Source organism: Trinickia sp., from assembly GCF_036503415.1.
In the GTDB taxonomy this organism is placed as follows: Bacteria; Pseudomonadota; Gammaproteobacteria; order Burkholderiales; family Burkholderiaceae; genus Trinickia.
In genome coordinates this window covers 23,820-34,122 of the sequence record NZ_DASXWY010000012.1, presented here as the reverse complement: position 1 = coordinate 34,122, position 10,303 = coordinate 23,820, and the positions used below count along the sequence as shown (strand labels likewise).

The following is a 10,303-nucleotide window of genomic DNA, read 5'->3' as shown; positions in this document are numbered from 1 at the left end:
CGAGCCGGGACGGACATTCGCTGCCCGCCCCGTACTCGACGGTGAGCCACGCGCTCTTGCGGCGGTGCATGCGCTGTTCGACGTAGTGCAGTCCCCATAGAACGGCCACGCCCAGTACGATCGCGCTGACCGCCAGCCGATATTGCCCGCCGCCGATACATAAGCCGACGATCGTCACGAACCACAACGTGGCCGCGGTCGTCACTCCGGTGACGAGTCCGTCTTTGCGCATCACCGCGCCCGCGCCGATGAAACCCATGCCAGTCAGTACACCGAGCGGCAAACGCATCAAGTCGAGCGTCGGAAACGAGTCCGGATGCTTTCCGGCCTGCGGCAGCAAAGCGTTGACTTGCAGCATCGCGATGCAGGAAGCAAGGCATACGAGAATCGTCGTGCGCAGGCCGGCTGTCTTTCCCGATTCGCTGCGATTGAAGCCAAAGATAAACCCGGTTCCGAGCGCAAAGACGAGCCGGATCGCAACAGCTTCCCAACCGAGCACGAGCGGCATCGTATCCATGGCGAGCGCAAGCGCCTCCTTGTGTCGATTCCACCGACCGTCGAGCAAGCGGCGGGCCCGTTCGACCGCGCCGAGGCGCGCGCTGCCTTGCTCGATTGCCAGGCTCCGGCAACATCGGCTCATCGCATTGCAAGTCTTACGCAAGCATGCTGCGCAGCCGCAACCCACCGCGCGGACGTGCTTTCGGTGAGAAGCGGTACGTTGTTTGCGGTGCCTTATCCGTACCGCAGCCCAGCGCCTCGTCGGCATCGGGCTGGTTTATTCCCAATCATTCGAGGAGCCGTTATGAAGCGTTCGTTCTTGGCTTTGGCCTGCTGCGCGTTGTTGATCCCCGGGCTCGGCAATGCGCAAACCGAGGCCGCGTCGACAACGTCGGCCAATCCGCTACCCGAACCCGATCGCAACTTCGTACAGGCGGCAACGAAGTCGTCGTCGACCGAAATCGACGCGGGCAAGCTCGCGCAATCGCATTCGAACGACAAGGATGTGAAATCGTTCGCACGTCACATGATGTACGACCACACGAAGATGACGGTGCAGCTCAAGGCAGCGGCGCCTCACGATGTGACGGCCCCGAAGGACAACTCGGACACCGAGCTGCTCGATTCCCTACGCGGGCTCAAGGGTAAGGAGTTCGATCGAGCCTACATCAGCAAGCTCGGAGTGAAGGGCCACGAAGAAGCAGTGGCCGCCTTCAAGAAGGAAATCGAGAGCGGGCAGAACGCGGATCTCAAGAAATTCGCGCAAAAAGAGCTTCCCGTAATCGAAAAGCATTATCAGATGGCCGAATCCCTCGCCAAGAAAAAAGGCGTGAGCGAATAAGCGATCGACTGCCCGCACTGGGCACAGCGGCCGGCACGCGATACGCGTGCCGGTGCGCATCGCTTTACTCCGTACTCGTCCATTCGACGTTGGCACCGACAGAGCGCAGGTTCTCGACGAAATGCGGATGCGCGCGCCGGATCGGCAGGGCGTTCTTGATGACCGATTGCCCTTCGATGCTGGCCGCCACCATGAAAAGCGCGATGGCCACGCGGATGATATAGGGGCTCTCCACCTTGGCCGGCGTGAGCGGGATACCGCCGAACGTGATGAGCCGATGCGGGTCCGAAAGAAACACGTGCGCGCCGAACTTCGATAGCTCGACGGACCAGCCCATTGCACCGTCATACACCTTATTCCAGAACATGGCGCTGCCTTGCGCGCGCACACCGAGCGCAATGAAAATCGGCAGAAGATCTACGGGCAGATACGGCCATGGCGCCGCCTCGATCTTGGTCAGGATGTTGGGCGTAAACGGCGTGCGCACGCGTAGTGGCCCATCGCGCCGGGCGCGCGACCAGCCATCGCGATGGACGACATCGATGCCGAACTTGGCGAACGTCCTGTCGATCAACGGGAACTGCTCGGGCGCACTGTTTTTGACCGCGATATCGCCGCCCGTGATCGCGCCCAGCGCGAGAAACGTGGCGATCTCGTGGAAATCCTCGTCGAATCGGAACTCTCCGCCGCCGAGCTTGCAGCCACCGGAGATGGCGAGCCGCGATGTACCGATACCGTCGATGGGTACGCCCAACATCGCGATGAACCGGCAAAACTCCTGCACGTGCGGCTCGGATGCGGCATTGACCAGCGTCGACGTCCCCGCTGCGGCCGCGGCGCAGAGCACGAAGTTCTCGGTCGTCGTCACGGAGGCGTAATCGAGCCAGTGATCGTTCGCGCGCATGGCGGCGTCACTGCGTACGATCAGCGAGCCGTTCGTGCGCTCGATGCGCGCGCCGAAACGTTCGAACACCTCGACGTGCGGATCTATCTCCCGTACACCGAGCGTGCAACCCTTGACGTCGTTTTCGAGGCGCGCCACGCGAAAGCGTGCAAGCAGCGGCGGCACGAGCATGATCGACGAGCGCATCTCCTCGGGCAGGTGATGGCAACTCGGGTCGAACACGGTCGCGCGATGATGGAGCTCGAGCACCCCGGTCGCGAAGTCCATCGAGACCTCGCTGCCTAGCGTGCGAAAAATATCGAGAATTTTCCTGACATCGGTGATGTCGGGCACGCCGATGAGCCGCAACGGCGCATCGGTCAGCAAGGTGGCGCAAAGAATCGGCAGAACGGCGTTCTTGTTGGCCGAAGGCGTGATTTCGCCGCGCAGCGGAAGGCCGCCGTGAACGATAAGGTCAGACATATTGGGGATGAGCGGTGAGCGAACGAAAAAGGCCAAGGCGCATATCATGCCATCGTCGGGCGGCGGCCGGTCCGAAATCGGGCATCCCGGCTCGATCGCCGCGAGTCCGCGCGAATCGTTCGAGCCTGCTCAGGTTCGTATCGCTGCGATCCACATGCTTTCGCATCAAGCACTTACATGGACTCCCGGCGGGTTATACACAGGTTTGCCCCCAATATCTGGGGATAAGTCGCGTGGGTCCGCGCGAAGCCCGTTCAGCCAGCCGGCGGCAGGCGAGCGCCTCCCGGCCGGTGCGTTAAACTGGCGCATCCCGCTCTCTTCGTCCACCGATTTGCCCGTCTTCACACTTGCCGCGCCGGTCACGGCCGAACTCGAAATCCGCAAAAGCCGCTTCATCGCGCATGCGCTGCCCGTCGCCGATCGGGACGCGGCAATGGGGGCGCTGCGGCAGTTGCGCGATGCGCATCCCGGTGCCACACACGTTTGCTGGGCACTGCTCGCCGGAGGGCAGTCCGGCATGTCGGACGATGGAGAGCCGTCCGGCACGGCCGGCCGCCCGATTCTCGAAGTCCTGCGCCATCACGATCTCGATAGCGTGCTCGGCGCCGTCGTTCGCTACTACGGCGGCGTCAAGCTCGGCGCGGGCGGCCTCGTGCGTGCCTATACCGATGCCATTGCCACCGCGCTGGGTGAGGCGCAACGTGTCGAGCGCATCGCTCAGGCACGGTTGGCCGTCGAGCTCAGCTATGCGGACGAGGCACGCGCGCGACGGTGGATGGAGCAGCACGACGTCGTGCTCCTCGAGAGCCGCCATGGTGCGCAGGTATGGCTCGCCATGCAGATGCCGGCGAGCGAAATCGAGGCCGCGCGCACTACGTTGCGCGATCTCACGCAGGGCCGCGCCGCGTTCCCCGAAGACTCCTGATTGCGCTGCGCTCGTCGGGCTGTGCGGCCCGAACTCCGCTCTGGGCAAGGCTTGCGGCCCGTAATGCAGCGTTACCGATCTCGCAAGCCGCTTTCACCTGTGTCAGCGCGCGGCCCCTACACTGGCTCCGTGGTCAAAACAACGCACATGGAGTGCAAGGAGTAGCGCGATGAACAAGAAGCTCGTGGGAGCATTGATCGGCCTGACGGTATTGGGTGTCTCGAGCGCGGCATCCGCGCACGTCGATCTGGCCATCGGCGTCGGCATCCCCGCGCCGGTATATGTGGCTCCGCAACCCGTCTACGTGGCGCCCCCGGCACCGGCCTACGCGGCACCCGTGGCGGTAGGCTATTACCGCGGCGACGACTGGCGCGCGCGCGAGTGGCGCCGCCGCGAATGGCGCGAGCATGAATGGCGCGAACACCAGTGGCGCGAACGCCGTTGGGGCGGTTATTGACGATCAACGGCTCGCTCGTGCTGGCGGACTGGCGAGCCAATGCACGCTGAAAAGCCGGGCCTCGTCTGTCCAGACGGGACCCGGCTCGAATCCCGTCGATACCGCAAGCGCGCGGAAGCCCTCGATCGTGAACTTGTGCGAGTTCTCCGTGTGAATGCTCTCGCCCTGATCGAACGCAAAGGCGTGTCGACCGAGCCTGACCGTCTGCGCGCAACGGCTCACGAGATGCATTTCGATACGCTGTCGGCGCGGCTCGTAAAACGCGTAATGCGCGAAACGGCTCAACTCGAAATCGGCTCCCAGCTCTTCGTTGGCACGCCGAAGCAAATTCAAATTGAACGCGGCGGTGACGCCTTGCCGATCGTTATAAGCGCGGTGCAAGACGTCCGGGTCCTTCACGAGATCGACACCGATCAAGAGGCCGCCGCCTTGGAGCAGGTGCGCCGCCCGACGTAGAAAGCCGCGCGCCTCGTCCGGGTCGAGGTTGCCGATCGTCGAGCCCGGAAAGAACCCGACACGGCGCTCCGATGCGGCCTCCAGGTCACCGAGCGCGCCCTCCTGCATATAGTCGGCTCCCACCGGGTGTACGTGCAGCCATGGATAGTCGGCATGAAGTCTGCGCGCCGCACCCTCGAGATGGTCCGCTGAAATATCGATCGGAAAGAAACGGCGCGGGGCATGCGCGGGCTCGAATGCATCGAGCAAGCGCCGGATCTTCGAGAGCGATCCTGCGCCGAACTCGACGATATCCGCGCGCGGGCCGATACATTCCGCGATCGCACGAGCATTGCGCTCGAGGATGGCGAACTCCGTCCGAGTCGGGTAGTACTCCGGCAATTCGCATATCCGATCGAAAAGCGCAGATCCGGCCGCATCGTAGAAATACTTCGGTGCCACACGCCGCGGCTTCACGGACAAGCCGGCCACGAGGTCGCGTTCGAAGGCGTTGCTCGCACCGCGTGGTTGCCGAATGTCGCCGACGAATGCCGCGGCGCCCGAGCCGGCGCCGGTCAGCCCCGACGTGTCAGATGTCTCGAACAAGGCGTACTCCAGAGAATTGCCAGCGCGCCGCCGGCGGAAAGAAGTTTCGGTAACTGCGACGGGCATGACCCGGCGGTGTCGCGATACTGCTGCCGCGCAAGACGAGTTGCCCCACCATGAATTTGCCGTTGTATTCCGCTGCAAGGCCCGCCACGGGGCGAAAGCCCGGATAAGGATCGTATGACGAGCGCGTCCATTGCCAGACGTGGCCCATCATCTGGTCGATGCCCGGTGCATCGAAGGCTGCCTCCCATTCGAACTCCGTCGGCAATCTCGCGCCGGCCCACTCGGCGTACGCCGCGGCTTCATAAAAGCTCAGCTGCGACACTGGTGTTTCGGCCTTCATCGGCTCGAGACCGCCCACCCCGAATACGAGCCATTCGTCCACGCTCGCCGCATCCGATGCGGCGCCCTGCCCGCGCTGCCGCCAATAGGCCGGCGCGTGCATCCCTTCGCGCTGCACCATGGCCCATCCGTCCGAGAGCCAGAGTTCAGGCCGCTCGTAACCTCCGTCCGCGATAAAGGCAGTGTAGTCGCCGCATGTGACGAGTCGATGCGCGATTTCGTAGGGACGTAGCAAAACTTCATGCCTGGGTGCCTCGTTATCAAAGCAAAAATCCCCGCCCTCGTGACCGATCCTGACAACGCCGCCTGGCCGGGACAGCCATTCGATCGGCCCGGCATGCATCGTCGGCCAAAGCGGCGCGCCCACGTCGGGGTTCCGATAAGCCGGCATGAGAGGATTGCACGAGAACGCATGCAGGGCATCCGTCACGATCAGTTCCTGGTGTTGCTGTTCGTGATGAAGTCCAAGCGTCACGATCGGCTCGATCGTCTCGAGCAAATCGGGCCCGGCGCCGTCGAGCACCGCCAGCACTGCTTCATCCACATGCCGGCGATAGGCATGCACCTCGTCGAGCGACGGGCGAGTGAGCATCCCACGCTGTGCCCGCTCGTGGCGAGGCCCGAGCGCTTCGTAATACGAGTTGAAGAGAAACGGATAGCGTTCATCGAAAAACCGGTAACGCGGGACGTGCTGCGCGAGCAGCACCGTTTCGAAGAACCAGCTCGTGTGGGCCAGATGCCATTTGGTGGGGCTCGCGTCCGTCATGGACTGAACCTGTTGATCCTCCGCCGAGAGCGGGCGGGTCAGTTCGAGGCTGTATCGGCGGACTTCTTCGAAGGCCTGCCGCAGCTGGGATACATCGCAGCCCATCGGCTTTCGCTCCTTCATCAAGGCAAACACGGCCCGATCCGCGCTACCGGCGCGGCCGATCGTATCGGTGGCGGCCACCGCTTTTGCATGCACTGTACTTTACTCGTGCGAAGCTTGCACGGCATGGGAGCGCGGCTTGCGCCGCGCCGAGCCGGCCGCGGCCAGCGGCGGCGGGGCGTCGCGCTTTCGGAGCGCGACGCCTTCGCGTCCGAGCCACTGCTTCAGGCGCTGCGCGTCGAAAGGCGCCTGCACTTTCTGGTCGTTGTCGAAGTAGCAATAGATATCCCTCGGCGTACGTGTCAGGGGTGTCTTCGCAATACGTATTGCGTCGCGCGGCTCGCTTCCGCGTGCCCATGTGGCGATACGTCTGGCCCAGCGTTCGAGCGCGGCGTCCGAGTAAGCGCCGCTGTATAGCGTTTCGGTGCCATGCAGGCGCAAATAGAGAAAATCGGCCGTCACGTCTTCCGTATAGGGCCAGTCGGCCACGGCGTCGGAGACGACGAGCGCAACGCCATGCCGTCGCAGTATTTCCGGAAACTCGGGCGTGCAAAAACTGCGGTGCCGGATTTCGACCGCATGGCGTAATTGCCCCGCCCGTCGCGTTTCGCACCATGGTTTCTTCACGCGCGCATCGTGTCGTTTCGCAAGCGTTACGGCATCTTCCACCGTTGGAGGGAGCAGCGCGAGAAACCGCTCGAGCCGTGTCGCCTCGAATGGGAAATTCGGCGGAAACTGCCAGAGAAACGGGCCGAGCTTGTCTTCGAGGGCGAGCACGCCGGAGGCGAAGAAATTCGCGATCGCGGGCAGGGCCGACTCGTCGCGAAAACGCAGCATATGCGTGAGGTAGCGTGGCCCTTTCACGCTGAATACGAAATCCTCGGGCACGGCATCATGCCAGCTCCGATAGCTGTCTATCGTCTGTAAGGAGTAGTGCGAGCCGTTGATTTCGATCGTATCGACGGCTCGCGATGCGTACGCGAGTTCGCTCGCCTGGCGCAATCCTTTCGGATAGAAGACGCCGCGCCAACCCTCGTAGCGCCAGCCGGAAATGCCGATATGAATTGCCATCGCTCGTTCATCAGACCTTTGCTTCACATGGTCGAACGAGCAAGCACCGTTCCTATTCCAGTCGCGATGCCGATAATGTTCGATTGGCCGCGCGCCCTCGGGGGGCGCGCGGCCTACGATAGCGCCTCTATTGAACGATCCTCGTGACGCCGCGTCCGCGCGGATCGGCCGCCGGCTCCGGCGTATCGCCGTTGATCTCGATGGCCTGGATGTCGCCGTTGAAGCCCTGCTTCTGCAAGACATAGCCCATGTCCTGCAATTGCTTCGCGAGTTCGCCCTCGATCGGCTTGTACGGCTCCCAGAAGATCGTGTTGGGCGGCAGCAACTGGTGGTGAAAGCGCATCGCCGCAACGGCATCGGGCAACGGCATCTTGAAGTCGTAGACGTTGCTGACGACCTGGAAGATGGACGTGAAGATGCGCGAGCCGCCCGGTGTGCCAATGACGAGCGCCACTTTGCCGTCCTTCGTCAGGATCGTCGGCGACATCGACGATAACGGACGCTTTTTCGGCTCGATCGAATTCGCATCGCTGCCGACCACGCCGAACATATTCGCCACGCCGGGCTTGGCGGAGAAGTCGTCCATCTCGTCGTTCAACAGAATGCCCGTGCCGTCCGCCACGACGCCCGATCCGAAGTAACCGTTGATCGTGTAAGTGTTCGATACGGCGTTGCCCCATTTGTCGATCACGGAGAAGTGGGTCGTCTCCGCTTTCTCCGGCATCGAGGTGCCGAGGCCCGGCTGCACGCTCTTCGTGTCCGATGGCTTGTCCGGATCGACCTCGGCCGCGCGCTTGGCGATGTAATCGTCGGAGATCAACTGCGCAACGGGCACCTTGAAGAAATCGGGATCGCCGAGATATTGCGCGCGATCGGCGAAGACACGCTTTTCGATTTCCGCGACGAGGTGAATGTACTTCGCCGAATTGAGCGGCACGCCCTCGAACTTGTCCTTCAAATCGGCCTTCATCTTCAGCAACTGCACGAGCCCGATCCCGCCCGAGCTCGGCGGCGGCGCCGTAATCACGTGATAGCCGTTCCAGTCGGCTTGCACCGGCTGGCGCCATACTGCCTTGTATTGCTGCAGGTCGCGTTTCGTGATGAGGCCGCCGTCCGCTTTCATCGAGGCCGCGATCAGATCGGCCGTCTTGCCGTCGTAGAACTCTTTCGCGCCTTTCTCGGCGATGCGCGTGAGCGTCGCAGCGAGTTCCGGCTGCTTGAACGTGACGCCGGTATTCAGCCCGCCGAAATATTTGCCGAAGTTCGTTTTATCGCCGAAGTCCTTCGCCGCATTATCCCGACGCTCCTGCAATTGATCGCTGACCTCGAAGCCGTCGCGCGCGTAGTGGATGGCCGGAGCGAGGACCTGCTTCCATTTCAGTCGGCCAAAGCGCCTTTGCGCCTCCCACATTCCCTCCACCGTGCCAGGCACGCCGACGGCGCGCGGGCCGACGAGACTCATGCCCTTGATGACGTTGCCGTCCTTGTCGAGGTACATGTTCTTCGTCGCCGCCAGCGGGGCCCGCTCGCGGTAATCGAGGAAGTACGGCTTGCCGTTGACGAAGAGCGTCATGAACCCGCCACCGCCGATGTTGCCTGCCTCGGGATAAGTCACGGCCAGGGTGAAGGCGATCGCCACCGCCGCATCGACGGCGTTGCCGCCTTCCTTGAAGATCTGTTCGGCCGCATCGGCGCTGAACTCATCCGCGACCGCCATGGCCGATGCCGTCAATACGGGTTTCGTCGTACCGGTCTTGGCGACGGCCGGTACGCTTTCCATCAGGCCGAGCGATGCCGTTGCCAGCGCAACGACACTCCACCCTGCTGCGGTGGCCTTGATGCGGCTGATTGAGCTCATGAAGTCCCCTCCTTGTAAATCATCGTATGCACGCGCTTATATCACGCGGAAATGGTTTGCGAAACGACGAAGTTTCGTAGTCGCATTCCGTGGCGGCAGTTGACGGCTTGGAGCAGGCTCAAAAATGAGAAGTGATGCGAAAGCGCCGCACGCCGATTGTATCGGCCGGGCAACGACAGAAGAAGAAAAGAGAGGAGTGCCGAACAGCGGCTAAGGAGGCAGCCGGCTTACCGCGCCCCGCAACGGCCGTAAAAAAGCCAGCCCGAAGGCTGGCGTGCTGGTTCAAATCCAACCGATTGCTTCCATATCACTCGGGCAGGAATCGCTCATCGAGCACCTGCTCGACTGACCAAGGGCACGCCCCTGGAAACACATCGATGTTGGTTTCGTTGACAGCTTGAGCGAGAGCCTTTTTCCACACGACTCGCATGAACGCCTCGTCCTCGAGGCGAGGCTTCAGGCTCGGCGCGTCCGAGAGAGCGTATGCAATGTCCGCCCGTTGCGCGTCGATGGTCCGCGTCCAGCTTGCCCCTCTGCGATCGGGCTGGAACTGCCACTTGAGGAGGTGGGCCAGCAGTACCGCCATGCGGCTCGCCAATTCACGTTGTTCGCTTTTACCCACGTCCTCGATTTCCTCCGCGATATGTTCCGCGTCGATGGCCGAGAGCTTGCCCGCGCGCAACAACGCCGCCTGTTCGCTGGCCCATGCCACCACGTCCTTCTCGTAGCTCGTTCCCATTTTTCGGCCCCTAAGCTCAGTCACGCACGGCGCCATTTTAACCACTCCCGTAAATTCACTCTATTCATATGCCTCGTCATAACACTGGCGCGTCGGCATCCAGTGCATCCAGTCGGTCGGCCGTCGTCGCCGGCGGCCCATCCTACGGTTTCAGTGTCGCACGCGTAAGCCGCGCCGAATATATAGCCGAACGGATACCCTTCCACGCATCGCCTGGGCAAACCGAGCGCGCGCAGCGAACGAGGGGGAAACCGGGGCTCGCCGTCGCAAAAAAAGTACTATTTGAACCAGACA

At 62.6% G+C, this 10,303-nt stretch carries 10 protein-coding genes; 3 read left to right on the top strand and 7 right to left on the bottom strand.

The genetic code is table 11. The features are described from left to right. Window positions 1-517: MgtC/SapB family protein (locus tag VGL01_RS02495; RefSeq protein ID WP_331566734.1), on the bottom strand; the 517-nt coding region annotated here is incomplete at its 3' end. A 285-nt stretch (window positions 518-802) separates the two neighbouring features. Between VGL01_RS02495 and VGL01_RS02490 the strand changes: the two genes are divergently transcribed. Continuing rightward, window positions 803-1,339, top strand: a complete 537-nt coding sequence (locus VGL01_RS02490; RefSeq protein WP_331566726.1) for a DUF4142 domain-containing protein — start codon at window positions 803-805, stop codon at window positions 1,337-1,339. A 64-nt stretch (window positions 1,340-1,403) separates the two neighbouring features. On the opposite strand, the gene VGL01_RS02485 is transcribed toward VGL01_RS02490, so the two are convergent. After that, window positions 1,404-2,705, bottom strand: a complete 1,302-nt coding sequence (locus VGL01_RS02485; protein ID WP_331566724.1) for a UDP-N-acetylglucosamine 1-carboxyvinyltransferase — start codon at window positions 2,703-2,705, stop codon at window positions 1,404-1,406. A gap of 331 nt (window positions 2,706-3,036) precedes the next feature. Here VGL01_RS02485 and VGL01_RS02480 point away from each other — a divergent pair, with 331 nt between their 5' ends. Both VGL01_RS02480 and VGL01_RS02475 read left to right on the top strand, forming a co-directional pair. After that, a complete protein-coding gene (locus VGL01_RS02480; RefSeq protein WP_331566722.1) occupies window positions 3,037-3,630 on the top strand; it encodes a YigZ family protein in 594 nt (197 codons plus the stop codon). 169 nt (window positions 3,631-3,799) lie between these two features. Further along, window positions 3,800-4,087 carry a hypothetical protein gene (locus tag VGL01_RS02475; RefSeq protein ID WP_331566720.1) on the top strand — a complete coding sequence of 96 codons (288 nt, stop codon included), beginning with the start codon at window positions 3,800-3,802 and terminating at the stop codon, window positions 4,085-4,087. A 3-nt stretch (window positions 4,088-4,090) separates the two neighbouring features. Here VGL01_RS02475 and egtD read toward each other — a convergent pair whose 3' ends face one another. The 5 genes from egtD to VGL01_RS02450 form a co-directional block, all read right to left on the bottom strand. Further along, the gene (egtD, locus tag VGL01_RS02470) at window positions 4,091-5,128 is read right to left on the bottom strand and encodes an L-histidine N(alpha)-methyltransferase (protein ID WP_414720156.1); all 1,038 of its coding nucleotides are present in this window, start codon (window positions 5,126-5,128) and stop codon (window positions 4,091-4,093) included. After that, complete coding sequence (gene egtB / locus VGL01_RS02465; RefSeq protein ID WP_331566730.1) at window positions 5,112-6,362, bottom strand: ergothioneine biosynthesis protein EgtB; 1,251 nt, start codon at window positions 6,360-6,362, stop codon at window positions 5,112-5,114. The genes egtD and egtB overlap by 17 nt, the downstream gene beginning before the upstream one ends. A gap of 81 nt (window positions 6,363-6,443) precedes the next feature. Beyond that, on the bottom strand, window positions 6,444-7,412 hold the full coding sequence (locus VGL01_RS02460; RefSeq protein WP_331566718.1) for a DUF72 domain-containing protein: 969 nt from the start codon (window positions 7,410-7,412) through the stop codon (window positions 6,444-6,446). Window positions 7,413-7,539: 127 nt separating this feature from the next. Next, window positions 7,540-9,270: a gamma-glutamyltransferase gene (gene ggt, locus VGL01_RS02455; protein WP_331566716.1), complete on the bottom strand. Its 1,731-nt coding sequence runs from the start codon at window positions 9,268-9,270 to the stop codon at window positions 7,540-7,542. A 307-nt stretch (window positions 9,271-9,577) separates the two neighbouring features. After that, on the bottom strand, window positions 9,578-10,009 hold the full coding sequence (locus VGL01_RS02450) for a DUF29 domain-containing protein (RefSeq protein ID WP_331566714.1): 432 nt from the start codon (window positions 10,007-10,009) through the stop codon (window positions 9,578-9,580). Between the last annotated feature and the right edge of the window lie 294 nt (window positions 10,010-10,303).

What these genes read in the sequence shown, in the direction of transcription:
- ggt (WP_331566716.1), bottom strand. Translation starts at nt 9,270, where the DNA reads ATGAGCTCAATCAGCCGCATCAAGGCCACCGCAGCAGGGTGGAGTGTC.
- VGL01_RS02460 (WP_331566718.1), bottom strand. Translation starts at nt 7,412, where the DNA reads ATGGCAATTCATATCGGCATTTCCGGCTGGCGCTACGAGGGTTGGCGC.
- VGL01_RS02485 (WP_331566724.1), bottom strand. Translation starts at nt 2,705, where the DNA reads ATGTCTGACCTTATCGTTCACGGCGGCCTTCCGCTGCGCGGCGAAATC.
- VGL01_RS02450 (WP_331566714.1), bottom strand. Translation starts at nt 10,009, where the DNA reads ATGGGAACGAGCTACGAGAAGGACGTGGTGGCATGGGCCAGCGAACAG.
- VGL01_RS02475 (WP_331566720.1), top strand. Translation starts at nt 3,800, where the DNA reads ATGAACAAGAAGCTCGTGGGAGCATTGATCGGCCTGACGGTATTGGGT.
- egtB (WP_331566730.1), bottom strand. Translation starts at nt 6,362, where the DNA reads ATGAAGGAGCGAAAGCCGATGGGCTGCGATGTATCCCAGCTGCGGCAG.
- VGL01_RS02490 (WP_331566726.1), top strand. Translation starts at nt 803, where the DNA reads ATGAAGCGTTCGTTCTTGGCTTTGGCCTGCTGCGCGTTGTTGATCCCC.